At 61.7% G+C, this 18,267-nt stretch carries 16 protein-coding genes and 1 tRNA gene; 12 read left to right on the forward strand and 5 right to left on the reverse strand.

Going from position 1 to position 18,267, the window contains the following annotated elements; all coding sequences use genetic code 11:
• Nucleotides 1–118 precede the first annotated feature (118 nt).
• A complete protein-coding gene (locus NCR98_RS13285; protein WP_250509653.1) occupies nucleotides 119–1,162 on the reverse strand; it encodes an oxidoreductase in 1,044 nt (347 codons plus the stop codon).
• A 311-nt stretch (nucleotides 1,163–1,473) separates the two neighbouring features.
• On the opposite strand from NCR98_RS13285, the gene NCR98_RS13290 reads away from it, so the two are divergent.
• Complete coding sequence (locus NCR98_RS13290; RefSeq protein WP_244826576.1) at nucleotides 1,474–3,561, forward strand: UvrD-helicase domain-containing protein; 2,088 nt, start codon at nucleotides 1,474–1,476, stop codon at nucleotides 3,559–3,561.
• Nucleotides 3,562–3,758: 197 nt separating this feature from the next.
• Here the strand turns inward: NCR98_RS13290 and NCR98_RS13295 are convergent, their stop codons facing one another.
• Nucleotides 3,759–4,658, reverse strand: coding sequence for a c-type cytochrome (locus NCR98_RS13295; protein WP_250526391.1), 900 nt, complete (start codon nucleotides 4,656–4,658; stop codon nucleotides 3,759–3,761).
• A gap of 304 nt (nucleotides 4,659–4,962) precedes the next feature.
• Between NCR98_RS13295 and NCR98_RS13300 the strand changes: the two genes are divergently transcribed.
• Nucleotides 4,963–5,038: transfer RNA gene (locus NCR98_RS13300), tRNA-Arg, on the forward strand.
• Between the two features lie 21 nt (nucleotides 5,039–5,059).
• On the opposite strand, the gene NCR98_RS13305 is transcribed toward NCR98_RS13300, so the two are convergent.
• Nucleotides 5,060–7,297 carry a glycosyltransferase gene (locus tag NCR98_RS13305; RefSeq protein WP_250526392.1) on the reverse strand — a complete coding sequence of 746 codons (2,238 nt, stop codon included), beginning with the start codon at nucleotides 7,295–7,297 and terminating at the stop codon, nucleotides 5,060–5,062.
• A 293-nt stretch (nucleotides 7,298–7,590) separates the two neighbouring features.
• Between NCR98_RS13305 and NCR98_RS13310 the strand changes: the two genes are divergently transcribed.
• The 9 genes from NCR98_RS13310 (at nucleotide 7,591) to NCR98_RS13350 (ending at nucleotide 15,121) form a co-directional block, all read left to right on the forward strand.
• Nucleotides 7,591–8,763 carry a DegT/DnrJ/EryC1/StrS family aminotransferase gene (locus NCR98_RS13310; RefSeq protein ID WP_244826579.1) on the forward strand — a complete coding sequence of 391 codons (1,173 nt, stop codon included), beginning with the start codon at nucleotides 7,591–7,593 and terminating at the stop codon, nucleotides 8,761–8,763.
• A 168-nt stretch (nucleotides 8,764–8,931) separates the two neighbouring features.
• Nucleotides 8,932–10,482, forward strand: coding sequence for an amino acid adenylation domain-containing protein (locus NCR98_RS13315; RefSeq protein ID WP_250526393.1), 1,551 nt, complete (start codon nucleotides 8,932–8,934; stop codon nucleotides 10,480–10,482).
• A 65-nt stretch (nucleotides 10,483–10,547) separates the two neighbouring features.
• Entirely contained in the window at nucleotides 10,548–10,784 is a 237-nt protein-coding gene (locus tag NCR98_RS13320; protein WP_250526394.1) for an acyl carrier protein, read from the forward strand.
• Nucleotides 10,781–11,848: a 3-oxoacyl-ACP synthase III family protein gene (locus tag NCR98_RS13325; RefSeq protein WP_250526395.1), complete on the forward strand. Its 1,068-nt coding sequence runs from the start codon at nucleotides 10,781–10,783 to the stop codon at nucleotides 11,846–11,848. Before NCR98_RS13320 ends, NCR98_RS13325 begins: the two co-directional genes overlap by 4 nt.
• A 13-nt stretch (nucleotides 11,849–11,861) precedes the next feature.
• On the forward strand, nucleotides 11,862–12,083 hold the full coding sequence (locus NCR98_RS13330; protein WP_250466152.1) for an acyl carrier protein: 222 nt from the start codon (nucleotides 11,862–11,864) through the stop codon (nucleotides 12,081–12,083).
• A 6-nt stretch (nucleotides 12,084–12,089) separates the two neighbouring features.
• Nucleotides 12,090–12,842 carry an SDR family NAD(P)-dependent oxidoreductase gene (locus tag NCR98_RS13335; RefSeq protein WP_244826584.1) on the forward strand — a complete coding sequence of 251 codons (753 nt, stop codon included), beginning with the start codon at nucleotides 12,090–12,092 and terminating at the stop codon, nucleotides 12,840–12,842.
• An 11-nt stretch (nucleotides 12,843–12,853) separates the two neighbouring features.
• Nucleotides 12,854–13,603 (forward strand): SDR family NAD(P)-dependent oxidoreductase, encoded by a 750-nt coding sequence (locus NCR98_RS13340; protein WP_244826585.1) that lies wholly within the window; start codon nucleotides 12,854–12,856, stop codon nucleotides 13,601–13,603.
• Nucleotides 13,600–14,280: an acetyltransferase gene (locus NCR98_RS13345; RefSeq protein WP_250526396.1), complete on the forward strand. Its 681-nt coding sequence runs from the start codon at nucleotides 13,600–13,602 to the stop codon at nucleotides 14,278–14,280. The genes NCR98_RS13340 and NCR98_RS13345 overlap by 4 nt, the downstream gene beginning before the upstream one ends.
• A gap of 1 nt (nucleotide 14,281) precedes the next feature.
• Nucleotides 14,282–15,121 carry an arylamine N-acetyltransferase family protein gene (locus tag NCR98_RS13350; protein WP_250526397.1) on the forward strand — a complete coding sequence of 280 codons (840 nt, stop codon included), beginning with the start codon at nucleotides 14,282–14,284 and terminating at the stop codon, nucleotides 15,119–15,121.
• 24 nt (nucleotides 15,122–15,145) lie between these two features.
• Here the strand turns inward: NCR98_RS13350 and NCR98_RS13355 are convergent, their stop codons facing one another.
• A complete protein-coding gene (locus NCR98_RS13355) occupies nucleotides 15,146–16,129 on the reverse strand; it encodes a Rieske 2Fe-2S domain-containing protein (RefSeq protein WP_250526398.1) in 984 nt (327 codons plus the stop codon).
• A 203-nt stretch (nucleotides 16,130–16,332) separates the two neighbouring features.
• Between NCR98_RS13355 and NCR98_RS13360 the strand changes: the two genes are divergently transcribed.
• Complete coding sequence (locus NCR98_RS13360; protein WP_244826589.1) at nucleotides 16,333–17,427, forward strand: GGDEF domain-containing protein; 1,095 nt, start codon at nucleotides 16,333–16,335, stop codon at nucleotides 17,425–17,427.
• A 94-nt stretch (nucleotides 17,428–17,521) separates the two neighbouring features.
• On the opposite strand, the gene NCR98_RS13365 is transcribed toward NCR98_RS13360, so the two are convergent.
• Nucleotides 17,522–18,253, reverse strand: coding sequence for an RNA polymerase sigma factor FliA (locus tag NCR98_RS13365; protein ID WP_244826590.1), 732 nt, complete (start codon nucleotides 18,251–18,253; stop codon nucleotides 17,522–17,524).
• Nucleotides 18,254–18,267 lie beyond the last annotated feature (14 nt).

Below are 18,267 nucleotides of genomic sequence, written 5' to 3' on the forward strand. Positions count from 1 at the left end.
GAAATACTACCGCCTCGATCGCGCCAGGCGTTTGTCTCTTTAATGTGAATTAAATGCCCCTGCTGGAAGGCACGGAATTATTGCCGCAATCGTTCGAGTGAGCGCAAAGGCCGCTTCGTCAATGTCGAACAAACTCCACCCGCCGCCCTTCCTTTTCACTCTGAATAGCCAGCTCGATGATCGCCATCACATCCACCGCATCCTGCGGCTTAACGGGGAACGGTTTGCCGTCCAACACGGCCCCCGCTAGCGCCCGATAAAACTCCACATACGCTCCGTCGCGGGTGGCGAAAGCCTGACGCAGATCGTGATCGCCATCGACTTCGCGCAGCAAGCCCGGCGGGTTCTTGCCGAATTCCGAATGCCCCGGCCGCATGCCGGAGCGCAGTTGATCTTCCTGCACATCGAGCCCGCTCTTCACATAACTGCCGCGCGTGCCGTGAATCGTGAAACGCGGCGGATCGAGCGCCGCGAGCGCGCTTGCATGCAGAACGACTTCCTTATCCGCATAGCCGAGCACGAGATGCACGTAATCCGGCGCATGCGCGTGGTCGCGATGCGCCTTCACGAACGCCGTCACCGTCGCGGGCGCGCCGAACAACGTGAGCGCCTGATCGATCAGATGCGGCCCGAGATCGAACAGCAAGCCGCCGCCGCGCGATGCTTCCTCACGCCAGCGCTGCGGCACTTTCGGACGAAAGCGGTCGAAATGCGATTCGTAATGCGTGATGCGTCCAAGCCGCCCGCTTTCGATCAACGCGCGCACGGTCATGAAATCGCCATCCCAACGGCGATTGTGGAACGGCGCGAACAGAAGCCCGCGCGATGCGGCGAGATCGGCGAGCGTGCGGGCATCGCGCGAGGAAAGCGTCACGGGTTTGTCGACGACCACATGCTTGGCCGCCGACAACGCGCGATGCGCGAGGTCGAAGTGCGTGTCGTTAGGCGTGGCGATGACGATGCAATCGAGCGCGTCGATGGCGAGGAGCGCATCGAAATCGGCGACGATCCGTGCATCGGGATAATCGGCCTCGGCGCGCTCGGCCTGGCTCGTCGCGATGGCCGTTACCTCCGCGCGGCCGCAGTGTTCGATGACCGGCGCGTGAAACGTCGCGCCCGCCAGACCATAGCCCATCACGCCGACTTTCAGTTTTGAACTCATGCTTGGCGTCCTTTGAATCGGTAATCCGGCTGGATATTGTGGCATGTCAGTTGGACGCGGCGCGCTCGATGCGTCGTTCACGGCGGCGTCACGATCATCCGCCAATTGACGGACTATGGTTCCGCTTGGCGACATGACGCAATCGCGAGCGCCACCCATCGTCCGAACGAACGAGGGCCAAAACCCGTCGCGTTCTATCGTGTTAACATCGCGCTCTCGCGGATTTTTTGCGGTCGCACGCGCGTCGCTGCGATGCGCGCAGTCCATCAGGCACCGGCGCCGCCGCGAGCCTCAACTCAAAGTCCAAAACGATGTCCGCAGGTCTGAACGCCGCGCAAAGCGAAGCCGTGCGCTATCTCGACGGTCCCTGTCTCGTGCTCGCCGGTGCGGGCAGCGGCAAGACGCGCGTGATCACGCAGAAGATCGCGCATTTGATCGAAGGACGCGGCTTCGAGCCTAGGCACATTGCCGCCCTCACCTTCACCAACAAGGCCGCGCTCGAAATGCGCGAGCGCACCGCGAAGCTGCTCGAAGGCAAAACGCTCACGACGCCCGGCAAGGAAGGCCGCAAGGTGCCCGTGAATCAGTTGACCATCTGCACGTTTCACTCGCTCGGCGTGCAGATCATGCGTCAGGAAGCGGAACATGTCGGCCTCAAACCGCAGTTCTCCATCATGGATTCGGACGATTGCTTCGGCATGGTTCAGGAGCAGCTCGGCACGACTGACAAGGGCTTGATCCGCAAGGTGCAGTCGATCATCTCGCTGTGGAAGAACGCGATGGTCTCGCCCGATCAGGCGTCCGTGCTCGCGAATAACGAAGACGAGCATCAGGCGGCGATTGTTTATCGGAGCTACGCGGCGACCTTGCATGCATATCAGGCGCTGGATTTCGACGATCTCATCCTGCGTCCCGCGCAACTGTTCGCCGAAAACGAGCAGGTTCGCGACAAGTGGCAGAACCGTCTGCGATATCTCTTGATCGACGAGTATCAGGACACCAACGCCTGTCAGTACGAGTTGTTGAAGCTGCTGGCTGGTCCGCGCGCCGCCTTCACCGCCGTGGGCGACGACGATCAGGCCATTTACGGCTGGCGTGGCGCCACGCTGGAAAACCTCGGGCAGTTGAGCAAGGACTTCCCGAAACTGCATGTGGTGAAGCTGGAGCAAAACTATCGCTCGACGGTGCGGATTCTGACAGCGGCGAACAATGTGATCGCCAACAATCCCAAACTGTTCGAGAAGAAGCTCTGGTCCGAGCACGGCATGGGCGACAGCATCACCGTGACCGGTTGCAATGACGAAGAGCATGAAGCGGAGTCCGTCGTGTTCCGGCTGTCGGCGCACAAGTTCGAACGGCGCGCGGCGTTTCGCGACTACGCCATTCTGTATCGCGGCAACTTTCAGGCGCGCATCTTCGAACAGGTTTTGCGGCGTGAGCGCATTCCGTACGTGCTGTCGGGCGGGCAGTCGTTTTTCGACCGCGCCGAGATCAAGGACATCATCGCGTATTTGCGGCTGATCGCGAATCCCGACGACGATCCCGCGTTCATCCGCGCGATCACGACGCCGCGTCGCGGTGTCGGCAACACGACGCTCGAAGCGCTCGGCGCGTTCGCCGGCGCGGCGAAGGTGTCGCTCTTCGAGGCCGTGTTCATGGGCGGTATCGAGGCGCGCTTGTCGGCGCGGCAAGTGGAACCGCTGCGCACGTTTTGCGAGTGGATTCGCAGGCTGTCGGACCGCGCCGCGCGCGATCCGGCGAGCACCGTGCTCGACGACATGATGGAAGCGATCCACTACGAAGCGTATCTCTACGATGCCTACGACGAACGGCAGGCGCAATCAAAGTGGCAGAACGTGCTCGAATTCTGCGAGTGGCTCAAGCGCAAGGGCACGAAGCCGGAGCCATCGGCGGAAGCGGAACAGACCGGGTTCGATACGGCCGACGGTCTTTCGGATGACGGCAAGAATCTGCTCGGCCTGATTCAAACCGTCGCGCTGATGTCCATGCTCGAAGGCCGCGATGAAGATCCGGACGCGGTGCGGCTATCGACGGTGCATGCGTCGAAGGGGCTCGAATATCCGCACGTGTTTCTGGTGGGCGTGGAGGAAGGCATCATGCCGCATCGCGGCAGTTCGGACGATGACGCGCCAGTGGATTCCGCGCGTATCGAAGAAGAACGGCGGCTCATGTATGTGGCGATCACGCGGGCGCAGCGCAGCCTGCATCTGAACTGGTGCAAGAAGCGCAAGCGCGCGCGGGAAACGGTGGTGTGCGAGCCATCGCGCTTCATCCCCGAGATGCTGCTCGACGATGCACCGCCGCCGACGGCCGAAGAAGCGCCGTTGTCGCCGAAGGATCGGATGGCGATGCTGAAGGCGATGTTGCAGAAGGGGTGATGAGCGCTGGCGCGTTCGGCAGTCTTGAAGCGCGTCGAGCGTATGCACGAGATTTTTCTGCTCTATAAAGCTGCAGACGCGGTCCCGGTGGCTACGGTCGAACGACAAGCCGGCTAACTCCTCGTTCGGCGAATATCGCGTTGTAAAAGCAAAGCCCCGCGACGCTCACACGCACGCAGGGCTTTTACCGCCGCCATTCACTTCGAAGCATTCACCATGTAATCGACGGCGGCTTTCACGTCCGCATCGGATGCATTCGACCCGCCTTTCGCCGGCATTGCGCCCTTGCCGTGCAGCGCGTAGTTGTAGACGGTGTCCATCGGATCTTTCAAGCGCGGCGCCCATGCTTCCTTGTCGCCGAACTTCGGTGCGTTGAGCACGCCGGCCGCGTGGCACGCCTGACAAACCTGCTCATAGAGCGCCTTGCCGGCTTGCGATGCATCGGCGCTTTGCGCGCCCGCTGCCGGAGCAGCCGCCTGCGGCACCGATGCCAGCGCGGCGACTGCCGCCGCAGCCTGAGCGTTCTCCGTCGAACTCGCGCCAGCCGCCGCGCCGGATGCTCCGGCTGCGGGAGCCGCGGCGCCTGCCGTTGCGCCAGAAGCGGGTTGAGGCGGTTCGGGGAACTTGGCGCCGCCGTCGTTGGCCATGTAGACGACTGCGCGAGCGATTTCGAAGTCACTATAGTCGTCGGGGCTCGTGCCGCCGCGCGCGGGCATGGCGCCCTTGCCGTTGAGCGCGTTATGCAGAAGCGTGTCGTAGCCTTCGCTGATGCGCGGGGCCCAGGCGCTGGCATCGCCGAACTTGGGCGCGCCTGCGGTTCCCGCCGCGTGACAAGCCGAGCACACGGCCTTGAAGACTTGTTCGCCGGTCTTGTAGACGCGTGGCGCGTTGGCATCGCGGATATCGACTTGAGCGGCCGGTGCGATACGTTCCTTGACCGAAGCTTCGAGGTCGGTGCCGGCGCCGGTGCGAGTCGAGTTATTCACATAGACCGCGAGCAGGATGATGATGGCGACCGGTATACCAAACCCTGCGATCACCGCCGCGATGAGTTGGCCGGGTGTTTTTATTGGGGCTCCGTGGGGTGCTTCGCTCATGCTTGTCTCGTCTCCCGTTTTTTCTAGGTGAGTCGGTTCAGTGACAGCGTGTGGCTACCGCGAGTGCCCTCCTTCTGTATGAGGGCACGGTCGATTATAGACGGAACGTTTAACGCAGGGCGTGGGCCGCCTGCTTTGGTTTCACGCGCGTTTACCCGAACCGGCGCGGGTTCCGAGCTTCCACGAAAGGCGCTCGCGCAGGCCGCGCGATGGACGGATTCATCGAAAACAGGTATTCTCTCGGATTCGCATGGGTCTTGCAGACGCTTCTCCAGCGTCCCCCGCAGCCAAGATCCTCGTCAACGCGCCCGTAGCTCAATGGATAGAGTACTGCCCTCCGAAGGCAGGGGTTGCTGGTTCGATCCCAGCCGGGCGCACCACGTAGTTCTCGGCAATGCCGTTCAGATCAACTCGACGCCCGCTTCCGTGACGACCTTCCAGTCGAATTCATCATGCCCGCAAATCTGCTCCATCGCGCTCGAGAATTCGCCCACCGTGGCTTGCAGATAACGCAGGTTGTCGCTCCACTCCGGCACCTCGCCCTCCTGCGTCGTCAGCACCACGGTCATATGATTCCTGAGCGGACCTCGCGCATGATGTCGCAAGCTGTCCTGCACCTTCCGCGCATCGCCTTCCGGGTCGAGAATCAACACGGCTGGAATCCGCTCCGGTCCACTTGCCGACGCTCCACCGAGCTTGAGCCCCAGGCCCCGCAAATACGCTTCGTGATATTGCGCCAGTTGCGACTGCACTGAACCGCTCTTGTAGACGATGGATTGCGCCGTACGTGCAAGGCTACGGCGCTGCGCCGGGTTGGTGATCAAATTCGCGATCGCAGTGACCCAGGCATCGGCCGATACCGAATCCACACGCACGCCCGAACAGGCATCGCGCACCAGGTCGCTGTATGCGGGATGCTCGCTGCCGAGCGTCGCCACGCCTGCCGCCGCGTATTCGAGCCATTCCGTCCGCGCTTCGCCATTGTCGACTTCCGACGCGGCACGCGGCATGAGGCCGATATCGAGTTCGAGTTGCCGGAAGACCTTCGCGTGCTCCTCGTAGGTTTCGGCTACGCCAACCAGGGTGACATCCGGCTGTCCCATCCAGTCCGGCGGAGGCGGCGCGCCGACGAACACGAATTGCACGTCGCCAGCGAAGCGCGCGCGAAGCGCCATGAGCGCCGGTTCGATGACTGCGAAATTGCACGGCTTCGTCGCCGAACCCATGATGCCGATGCGTACCTTGTCCTCGTTCATTCTGACCGGACTGTAGAAGCGGTCGAAGTCCACGCCCGTCGGCAACACGTGAATGTTGCCATTCCACGGACGCATCGCCTCCGCTAGCGCCGGCGTCGTGACGATCAGCGCGTTCGCACGGCGCATGACGTACTCGACCTTTTCGCCCGCGCGCCGGCTCAAGAAGTGCAGCGGATGGGTCTCGGGAAGGTCGTGATACGGCTCGTTGGTCTCGTAGATTACCGGCTTGCCGAGCCCGAAGATCGCTTCGAGTTGCTCGGGCGTGGCGGCCATCGGAAAGCGCCGCTGCATCAAAACGATGTCGGCCGACGCAATCTTCTCCTCGGTGTTCTGGATCGGCCAGATCAGTTCCCAATGGTCGGCCAGGAGTTCGAACGGCTTCTTGACGCGCGATGTCGACCAGCGGTGCGCGACCGGCTCGGTCGTCAGTGCCGCGATCCGCCGTTTCGGGGTCTTCGGCACGTTCGACGAGGCAACCCGCAGTTCGGCCGGGCGCCGAAGCGCTTTTCGCGCCGCATCCTGAGTCTTCTCCAGAAACACGGGCAGGTCCGCCCGGAACACATTGCCGAGCGCCACCAGGGTCGGATATATCGTGTCCACGGTCGCCAGGGCGCGCGCGTAGCCATTCTTCTCGTTCGCCATGGCCGCCCCGTTGACGCCGAAGGCGAACTGATCCGGCACGGCCTTCAATCCGCCCTCGGGCAGGTAGATGACAGGGCAGCCGCACGCCATGGCCTCGTTACAGACAGACGACTGCTCGTAGGAGTAAAGCACCCGGCCGCCTTGCAGCTTCTTCGCGAGTTCGGGAAGCGTCACGGGGTTCGCCATCGACAGTAGTTCGGTGCCGGGCGGGAAAAGCGAAAAGTCGATCTTGTCGAGCGGATGCCGGTAATGGAAGACGAACGTCCGGTCCTTCTTGACCGTGGGATCGGGCTTGAACAGCTCCGTATCGATGACGGGCAGGAACAGAAAATCGACGTCCTTCTTGTTCGCGCTACCGAGGAAGTTCTCCGAAAAATAGAAGACCAGATCGTCCTTGCCCTCGTTGAGCGGCTTTCCCGACAGGAACCCGATGTGGTTGAGGATATAGCGGACGCATACATCGGCATTCATCGGGTTGCCCGACACGATCTCCGGATAAACGACGATCGGCATGCGGCCCTCCAACCTGTGTCGGGCCTGCACCTCGAATGTGGCAAGCGGCGTGTCGAACCGTGGGTTGACGACATCGGTCGCGGAGATATAGGCGTCGTATCCCTCGCGATTGAGCAGGTGACAGAGCGTGTGCATCACGACGATCCCGGCCGATGACTCCCGGTAAGCCGGCGCATAGATGTAGTACGGATGCCCCTTGCGTGAAGCTCTGGTGCTGGCGATGTTCATGTGGCACTACCCTGCGGTCTGGTTGCTGGCTTTCGGCCGGTTCGACGAATGGATGAGGAGGAGCGCCGGCACTTCGCGGTCGATCTTCCCGAGCGTGAAGTCTGCAGGCAGACGAGTTCCGTCGATCACGCGAACAGACCGGTTTTGGCACGTTATCTCGCCGCATTGCCTGCGCGGCCTTGACCAGATAATTCATCGGAATCGCCCTGACAGGCCGGCATAGGTGTTTTCGGCTGGCGCGTGGGACGCCGCCAGCCGCGCGGCGACAACATCACCCTCGGAACACGAAAGACATGACAGCCAGCCTGCCTCCCGAATCAGTTTCCGCGCTGCCGCTGGAGCGAATGTTCGTCACGCAGCCGCATCTGCCGCCGCTTGCGGAATTTTTGCCCTACCTCGAGCAAATCTGGGAAAGCAAGGTCCTGACCAACGGCGGGCCGTTCCACCAGCGCTTCGAACAGGCGCTCGGCGAACACTTAGGCGTCCGGCATCTTTCGCTGTTCAGCAATGGCACGCTCGGGCTCGTCACGGCGCTCCAGGCGCTGCGCATCACGGGCGAAGTCATCACGACGCCGTACTCGTTCGTGGCGACCGCGCATTCGCTGTTGTGGAACGGCGTCAAACCCGTATTCGTCGATGTCGATCCTGTCACGCTGAATCTCGACCCCGCGAAGATCGAGGCGGCCATAACGCCTCAGACCACGGCGATCCTGCCGGTTCATTGCTACGGCAATCCGTGCGATGTCGATGCAATCCAGCGGATCGCGGACAACTACAACCTGAAGGTCATCTACGACGCCGCCCATGGCTTCGGCGTGCAGACCGAAGCGGGCAGCATCCTGGCGCACGGCGATCTGTCCGTTCTCAGCTTCCACGCGACAAAGGTGTTCAACACTTTTGAAGGCGGCGCAATCGTCTGTCCGGACGCAAAGACCAAGCTGCGCATAGACCAGCTCAAGAACTTCGGTTTCGTCGACGAAACGACGGTGGTGGCGAGCGGCATCAACGCGAAGATGAGCGAGATCAACGCGGCGTTCGGCCTGGTTCAACTCGAACACATAGAAGATGCGCTCGCGCGCCGGCGAGAGATAGACGCGCTGTACCGCGAAATGCTGCGCGATGTGCCGGGTATCCGTTGCCTGCCAAGAGGCTCGCAGACCGTTGCCAACTGCTCGTACTTTCCGATACTCGTCGAAGCCGATTTCTCGCTCACCCGCGATGCGCTCTACGAACATCTGCGCAGTCGGCAGATCTATGCGCGGCGCTATTTTTATCCGCTTATCTCCGATTTCCCGATGTACCGCGGACTTCCCTCGGCGAGCCGCGCGAATCTGCCGGTCGCGGCCAATGCGGCCAGCAAGGTACTGTGTCTGCCGATCTACCCGGCCTTGAGCGACGAGCATGTCGCCTTCGTCGTCGAGACGATCTTGAGCGCTGCAAACGGCCGCTCTCACGACCTGAAATGACCGTCAAATCACCGTCTGTTCGCGCGATGAGGTCGTGCAGCGACATGGCAGAATTTTCCCTGAGAGTCGGGCTGCAAGGCGCACGGCGCTAGATGTTTTCCGCATGACGACGACGCGCGTCAGCCCGACCGCTTTTATCGATGCTTTTTTCAGGACGCAGGCCGCACCATGATGATCAACGTGCTCGAATATTTCGAAGGAGGTGCGCTGGCACGCATGCCGGAAAAGACCGCCATCGTCGATGCCGACAAGCGCTATACCTTTCGCGAGCTCGAAGTTCATGCGAAGGCATTCGCCGCCGCCATTCGCGCGCGTACCGATGCGACCCGCAATCCGATTGCCGTGTTTCTGCCGAAGTGCGCCGAAACCATCTTCGCCGACTTGGGCATCGTCTACACGGGAAACTGCTACGCCAATCTCGACATCAAGCTGCCCGCCATCCGCCTCAAGGCAATTCTCGATAATCTGGACGCACCGCTCATCGTGACGAACGCCGCGCTGGCGTCTTCCTTGAACGCAGTCGGAATCGATGACAAGCACATTCTCCTTATCGACGACGTGGGGCATACGGACCACGCTTCGTCGAACGTCGAACTGGATTGGTGCCTCGACAATATCATCGACACGGACCCGCTTTGCATCATCCACACGTCGGGTTCCACGGGCGTGCCAAAAGGCGTTGCACTCAATCATCGCGCGACCATCGACTTCATGGACTGGGCATTCGAACGTCTGGCGCTCGATGGCAGCGAGACAATCGGCAGCCTGTCTCCGTTGTACTTCGATATTTACTCGCTCGAACTCTTCCTGTGTCTCGCGAAGGGCGCGACCATCTCGCTGATCCCGGAACAGATCGCGGCTTTCCCGGCTTCGCTTCTCCAGCACCTGATCGATCAGAACATCAGTTTCATTTTCTGGGTGCCCACGATCATGGTGAACATCGCGAATCAGGCGCTGCTCGAACGCTTGCCGCCCGTCGCGCTGAAGAAGATTCTTTTCGCAGGCGAAGTATTCCCCACGCGGCCGCTGAACATCTGGCGCAAGCACTTGCCGCAAGCCATGTTCGTGAATCTGTACGGGCCGATCGAGGCGACGGTGGATTGCACGTACTTCATCGTCGAGCGCGACTTCGGCGACGACGAGAAGCTGCCGATCGGCTTTCCCTGCCGCAATTCGGATGTGCTGATCCTGACCGACGAGGGGCGCGCCGCGCGCATCGGCGAGCACGGTGAGTTGTGCGTGCGTGGCAGTTCGCTCGCGCTCGGGTACTGGAACAATCCGCGGAAAACGGCGGATGCCTTCACGATGAATCCGCTGCAGCCGCATTATCCCGACCGCCTTTATCGCACGGGCGATACGGTTTATCGAAACGAGCGCGGCGAGATCATGTTCGTCGGCCGCCGCGACTATCAGATCAAGCATTTGGGTTATCGCATCGAGCTTGGCGAAATCGAGCACGCCGCGTTGCAGATCGAAGGCATTGCGCAGGCATGTGTGGTGTACGACTCGGCGAAGAAACAGATCGCGCTGTATTTCGAATCGGACGAGAACGTTTCCGCCGCCGCCATCCGCACGGCGCTCGGCGCGCGCTTGCCGAAGTACATGCTGCCGACCGCCTTCGTGCGTATCGACAGCATGCCGCGAAACCCCAACGGCAAGATAGACAGGCTCGCGCTCTCGCAAAAGCAAGCGGCGCCGCGCCCGGCCGTCGAGGCGTGAAACAGGCTGGATTTGCCGCGACAGAAGTCGCATTGGCGCCGGTATTCGAACACGGAGTGGAATTTATGTTGGCAGCAAAGTTGATGGACTTGCTCAAGAGCGTGCGCCCGGAAAGCGACTTCTCGCGGTCCGAGGATTTTCTCGAAGACGGTTTGCTCGATTCGTTCGACATGCTGACACTGGTCTCGACCATCGACGACGAATTCGACATTTCGATCGATGGTCTCGACATCGTGCCCGACCACTTTCGCAACGTGCAGGCCATTTCCCTGCTCATCGCGAGATATGGAGTAACGCAGTGAACCTGTTCTTCAAGGGCAAGCGCATCAGCAGTCTGCTGACCGTCGTGCCCGCTCGCGAGCAATCGTTCGTCGAGGACATGAAGCGCTTCGACTTTCCAGAGGCGCGCTCGCGCAAACTCATGCAGGTCATGGGCTACGACAAGCACCGTCTCGTCGATGCCGATACCTGCGTGTCGGACCTCGCCGTCTTCGGGCTGGAGCAGTTGTTCGCGAGAAAGGTGATCGCTCGTGACGAAATCGATGCCCTCGTGCTCGTCACGCAAACGCCCGACTACCTGATGCCGCCGACAAGCAGCATCGTGCAGGGACGACTCGGCCTGAAGCAGGACATGTTCTGCATGGACATCAACCAGGGATGCGCGGGCTTCGTCGTCGGTCTCATTCAGGCGTTCATGCTGCTCGAACAACCGAATATCCGGCGCGTCGCACTCGTCAACGCCGACGTGATGAGCCGCAGGACTTCGCCCAGGGACCGCAACAGCTATCCGCTGGTTGGCGACGCGGCGTCCATCGCCATTGTCGAATCGGCGGCGCCGGATCGCGTGGTCCATGCCAATCTGAAGATGGACGGCACGCGACACGCGGCCCTGATGATTCCCGCCGGCGGAATGCGCATGCCGTGTTCGCCGGCAACGGCCGAGTTGCGGGACGAAGGCGATCACAATTTTCGTGCGCTGGATCATTTGAAGATGGAAGGCTCGGAGGTCTTCACGTTCGTCCAGACGGAGGTCCCGCCGATGATCACGGCGCTGATGAATCAGGCGGAAACGACCATCGACGAGATCGACTGGTTTCTGTTCCACCAGCCCAACCGCTTCATGCTGCAAAAGCTCGCGGACAAGATAGGCATTCCGTACGGCAAGCTGCCCATGAACGTGGTGGAAAAGTACGGCAACAGCAGCGGCGTGACGATTCCAATGGCAACCGTCGAAAACCTGCGCGAAGTCCTGACGCAGCACGAGGCGCTGGTATGTCTCGCCGGATTCGGCGTCGGTCTCACATGGGGATCGATGCTCATGCGTCTCGGACCGCTGGACGTATGTGAAATGGTGCAATATTCCTGACAGGAGTTTCCAAATGAAAGATGCTTTTTACACCAACCTCGCCGAGTTGCTCGAAGTCGATTCGGTCGACCCAGACCTGCCGCTCGACCATTACGACAACTGGGATTCCCTGACCGCGCTCGCATTGATTGCGTGGCTCGACAAGGAGCTTGGCGTCTCGATCAGCGCCAAGGGCATCAGCGAATTCGCTTGCGCCGCGGACTTGTTCGCCGCGCTCGAAAAACAGCACGCCTGAGCATTCATGTCGAATCCTCTGAACCTCGAAGGTCAACGAATCCTCGTCACGGGTGCGGCGTCGGGCATCGGTCTCGCGACCAGCCAGTTGTTCAGCGCGCTGGGCGCGGCCGTCGTCATGCTGGATCGTGACGATGCGCGGCTTCAGCAAGCAAGCGCCGGCCTCAACGCGAAGACGGTGACCTTCGATCTTCTCGATACCGAACGCCTGCCCGGCCTCTTCGCCGAGTTGGCGCAAGCCGGGGGACCGTTCTCCGGGCTCGTGCACGCGGCGGGAATCAGTTCCATTGCGCCTACCCGCTTGCTGACGCCCGCGCGCTATCGTGAAGTGTTCAGCGTGAATGCCGAAGCTGCGCTCGCGTTGCTGCGCGGCTTTCAGCACCGCAGCGTATGCCGCGCAAATGGCGGCTCGGTGGTGTTCATCTCGTCGGTCATGAGCATCGTCGGCTCCGCCGGTGCGTCGGCTTATGCCATGTCGAAAGCCGCGCTCACCGGCCTTGCAAAATCGGCGGCTCTGGAGTTTGCGCCGAGAAGTATCCGCGTCAATTGCATTGCTCCCGGATTCGTCAAGACCGCGATGTTCGACGAAAACTCCCGGCACTGGAGTGAAGAGCAGCGCAAGCAGATCGAATCCGCGCATCCGCTGGGTCTGGGCACGCCCGAAGACATCGCCAATGCGGCCGCCTTTCTCGTTGCCGACTCCGGTCGCTGGATCACCGGTTCGGTGCTGGTCTGCGACGGCGGCTACACCGCGTCCTGAGCGAGACAGTCATGAGCCACGAATTTCATAGCCTGATCACGGGCGCCTCATCGGGCATAGGCCGGGCAACGGCCATTCAGCTTTCCTCCACGCGGTCGCTCGTGTTGCACGGCAGGGACCGGGCGCGGCTGGAGGAGACGCGACAGCTTTGCGCTAACCCCGACGCTCACGCATTGTGGGTGCAGGATCTTCGCGAACTGGACGAGATCGAGTCCGGCTTCGTCGATTTCGTTTCGTCGCGCGGCATGCGTATCGAGAACTACGTCCACTGCGCCGGCGCGTGGATCATCGGCCCGCTTCGTTTGCTCGAGCGCGCGAGCGCGGTGGAAGTCATGAACGTGAACTTCATGTCTGCCATGGAAATTTCTCGCCTGCTCGTGCGACGCAAGGTGAACGACAAGGCGCTCCGCAACATCGTGTTCGTGTCGAGTACCGCGAGTCAGTTCGGCGCCAAGGGACTCGGGGTTTATTGCGCGAGCAAGGGCGCGCTCGATGCCTATATGCGCGCGCTCGCCGTCGAACTGGCGCCATCGGTTCGCGTCAACTCCATCCTGCCCGGCGCGGTTCATACGCCCATGACGGATTCGATATTCGGCAACGAGCAAGTGCGCGAGCGCATGGCGGAGTCGTATCCGCTAGGTCTCGGGCGTGAAAGCGACATAGCCGGCATGGCCGAATTCCTGTTGTCCGACAATGCACGCTGGATCACGGGCCAGCAACTCGTGGTCGATGGCGGCCGCTCGGTGAACATTTCCGCATGACACACACGCTCGCAGCCGTGACCGGCATCAAAAATCTCATTATCGTGGGCGCGGGCGCGTTGGGGCGGGAAGTGCTCGTCTGGTCGCAACAGGCCATCGCTGCGGGAACGCCATGGAAGGTCAAGGGGTTTCTCGACAGCCGCACCGACATGCTCGACGGCTTTGCGTGCGGCGCGCGCATCATCGGCTCGCCTGAAGCTTATCTGCCGCTCGACGACGACATTTTTCTCTGCGCAATAGGCGATCCGTCGCAGAAGCGCGCCTACGTCACCCTGCTCGAAGACAAGGGCGCGGAGTTCGGTATCCTCGTGCATCCGACGGCGCTCGTGGGCAGGGACGTGAAACTCGGCGCGGGCTCAATCATCTGTCCGTTCACGCAGATGTCGTGTGATATCGACGTGGGCCGCCACGTGTTTATCGGCACTCACAGCAGCGTGGCGCATGACACGTCTATCGGCAGCTACACGCAGATTTGCGGCGCATGCCAACTGAACGGTCACGTCAACGTGGGAGAGGAAGTGTTTATCGCGAGCAGCGCGACGCTGCTGCCGAAGTGCAACGTCGGCGACCGCGCGTATGTCGGCGCGGGCAGCGTGGTCTTGCGACGCGTGAAGGCGCGTACCAAAGTGTTCGGCAATCCGGCGATGGTCATCGGCGAAGTGGGCAACGAGCGTTAACATGGCACGCGTTAAAACGGCTGCGCGGCTTGAACACATCGACGGTTACCTGTCGCAGCTCGGCTGTCGCGCCAGCCCCGAACCGACGCTCGCCACGTTGCGGACCTTGCAGGAACGCCACACCCGCCGCTTTCCGTTCGAAAACCTGTCGACGCTCTTGCAGGAGCCTACGTCCATCGACGTGGCATCGCTCGAACAAAAGATCGTGCTCGGCGGGCGAGGCGGTTACTGCTACGAGCTCAACCTGCTTTTTCTCGCATTGCTCAGGCAGTTGGGATTCGACGCGCGCGGCCTGACGGGACGCGTCGTCATGGGCGGCCCGGAAACCGCGTGGGCGCCGCGAACGCATATGTCGATTCTCGTGACGTTTGGACCGGGCGACGACTACATCTCGGATGTGGGCTTCGGCCGCATGGTGCCGACGACTCCGCTGCGGCTCGATACGGATGCCGAGCAAACGACATCGCTCGAACGTTTCAGGCTGCTGCGTCGCGAGGCCGATTACGTGCTTCAGGCGCGGATAAACGGCGTCTGGCGCGCGCTATATGTATTCGACTTGCAACGTCAGGAACAGATCGACTTCGAGATAGGAAATTGGTTCATCTCGACGCATCCGGCGTCACCGCTTGCGTCGCAATTGGTCGTTGCGCGCACGGACGAGGGAAGACGCAAGAGTCTCGTCGATGGCAACTACGGCGTCCATCATCTCGATGCGGTCGCCGAGCGCCGTCAGATTTCCTGCACCGACGAACTGATGACCGTGCTGCAAGACGAGTTCGGCATCCGCCTGCCCGGCGGCGACTTGGCGAACGTGCTGGGTCGACTCATCAAGCGTGTTTGATGCGGTGGCTTACCGGCCATCGAATCACGCGCTCGTCGTCTCCCACCCAAACGCCATCCCCGCCAACCATCTCCGATACGCCACCGACATCCGGTCGCACTTCTGATGCAACTCCGCATCGAGCGCGAGCGGCAGCAGCTTCGGCCATTGCGACTCCACGATCGGCGTGTCCTGCAGCAGAATCTCCATGTTGAAGTCGTACAGCTCCTCGTCGCTGTGCGAAGTCTCGTCTTCGTGAATGGAAACGAGCCACGCGCGGGTCTCGGTCTGCGTCACGGGCGACGCCACCAGCATGATATGCAGTGCGCCCATTGCCCCCGACGCCATCTTCGTGAGCTTCGCAACCAGCGGCCGCTTCACGCGATAAACGTAATCCATCATCGCGCCGCCCTGCCCCGGTAAACCCGCCGGCTGCCAGAAACGGCACTGGCGCGCTTCGAGTCCGTCGGCGCTTTCCACGACTTCATAGTCCGGCACTTCGGTATGCGCATCCTCGCCGAGAATGCCCACGTGCACGAACGAAAAATGCGCCATGTCCAGGAAGTTTTCGACGACACGCGGCGCGGACGACTTCACCGTCTGCGGCGCAAGGTTGATGCGCCGTCCGCCCGGAATGGCGGCTTCGGGAAAGAAATCGAGCGCGTGCGCGGGCTCGCCGAAGCACATCCACACGACGCCGTATTTCTCCCCGGCGACGAACGCGGTGGCGCACGCGCGTTTCGAAGGCCGAAGCGACGGATTCGACGGAATCAGCACGCACTGACCAAGCGTGTCGTAGCGCCAGCCGTGATAGGGACACACGAGCTGATCGTTCGTCACCGCCCCCAGCGACAGTTGCGCGCCGCGATGCGGACAGTAGTCACGCCAGACATGCGCAACACCTTCGGCATCGCGCCATACGACGATGCGCTCATCCGCGACGATGAACGCTCGCGTCGAACCCGCCGGCACGTCATCGCCATTACACACCGCCAGCCATTCGCCAGCGAGAGAAAAGTCGTCGCTCATAGCACTGAAGCATCCGCAGAAAACGCCGTTAATCATCTGTCCGAGATGCGTTCTTACACGATTCACAGCAGCTTGGCAAAACGTTGCAAAATACCAGTCGTCGGAGACGAACATCGCGACGGGGCCGCAATAAGACAAAAGCGCGACAGCAAAGACACGCGCAAAAGACCATAACAGCAAGAAATCACCACCAGGGGTTCAGTATGGAGCAGGCGCATCAACCGGCACGCCGGGCCTATGCCTTCGCATGGTCCGGCAACCGGAATCCCGAACGCGAGCAAGCCATGCTGCGTATCGGGATGGGAGCGGCAGTTCTGCTGGCTTATGCGGTGTATGCGTGGCGGCACCCTTCGGCCAACGCGTCGCTGATCACGCGGTTGATCGCGCTCTACGTGTCCTACGGTGCAATCACACTATTGCTCGTCAGCCGGATGATGGCGCTGTCCAACGTCCGGCTCGTCATCACCACTATCCTCGATCAGGCGTTGCTCGGCGCCATGCTCTTTCTCTGCGGCACGCTCGCCTTGCCGCTGCTGTGGGTGGTGTTCTGGTTTCTGATCGGCTCGGGATGCCGCTACGGCAAGCGCACGCTCGCCATTTCGTGCGCGATGGCGCTCGTCGCGATCGTCGCGCTGGCGTTGTGGCAACCGTGGTGGGTGGCAAACCGCGCCGCCGCGCTCGGGCTCGCGCTGAGCGTGCTGGGCGCGTCGGTGTATCTGAGTGTGCTGGTCGACAGGCTTGGCAGCGCGAATCGCGTGCTGGCGCGGCAGGCATCGACAGACCCGCTCACGGGCCTCTATAACCGTTACGCGCTCGAACAAACCGTGAATCGCGCGATGTCCGCGCCCGAAGCCGCCGACGCGAATACCAGCGCACTGCTACTGATCGACCTCGACGGCTTCAAGGGCGTGAACGATACCTACGGTCACGCGGTCGGCGACGTGCTGTTGCAGTCGTTCGCGCAATTGCTTGCACGGCGCATGCGCAAGACCGACACCATCGCGCGGCTGGGCGGCGACGAGTTCGTCGTGCTCGCGCGCAACATGCGCGATCGCAGCGCGGTGCTCACGCTCACCGATGGCATCCATTCGGCGCTCGCCGACCTCACGCTGGTGCAGGAGCGGCCAGTGAGCGTATCGGCGAGTATCGGCGCCTGCTTGCTGTCGAGCGCGGCAGAAGCGCATGACGCCGATATCACCGCCGTGCTGAGAGCCGCGGATCGCGCGATGTATCGCGCAAAGAGTCTCGGCGAAGGCAAGACGGTGTTCGCCGAGGCGCGCGACTTCGAGATGCATTGAGCCCATCCGCGCGCATTCGAGCGCCTTTGCAAAGGCAAAAGCAAAAAGCGCGCGGCCCCGGTTCGGGGCTTCGCGCGCCTCTACAACTCGGAACTCAAGCCTCGACGCTAGTCCACGACTGTTCCCGCAGCTTCGCACGCAAACGCGCCACGGCCTGGCTATGCAACTGGCACACGCGCGACTCGCTCACTTCCATCACCGCGCCGATTTCGCGCAGGTTGAGGCCCTTCTCGTAGTACAAGCTCATGAGCAGCTTCTCGCGCTCCGGCAACTTGTCGATGGCTTCGATCAGCGCGCCGCGCAGACTGTCGTCCAGAAGCGCCGACAGCGGGTCCGAACGATCGACGCAGTAACGGTCGAGGAACGGCTCGTCGTCCGCCGAGCGGTCGAAGTCTTCGTAATAGATCAACTGGCTGCCGTGCAAGTCCTGCAGCATCGACTGATACTCGTCGAGCGGCATCTTCATGTGCTCGGCGACTTCGGTCTCGCTGGCCGAACGGCCAAGGTTCTGTTCCACCTTGTGTACCGCCGACTCCACTTCGCGCGATGTCTTGCGCATGCTGCGTGGCAACCAGTCGTTGGCGCGCAACTCGTCGAGCATGGCGCCGCGAATACGCTGACTTGCGTAGGTTTCGAACTGGGCGCCCTGATCTTCCTTGTAGCGGCTAGCCGCATCGAGGAGGCCAATCATGCCGGCCTGGATCAGATCGTCGAGATCGACGCTCGCCGGCATCTTGGCGACGAGCTGGAGTCCGAGGCGGCGAACGAGCGGCGCATATTTCGTAAGCACGTCGGACTGCGAGAGTTTGCCTTGGGCGTTATACATCCTGTTCACCTTTC

This window comes from Caballeronia sp. GAWG2-1, from assembly GCF_023631405.1.
Lineage (GTDB): Bacteria > Pseudomonadota > Gammaproteobacteria > Burkholderiales > Burkholderiaceae > Caballeronia.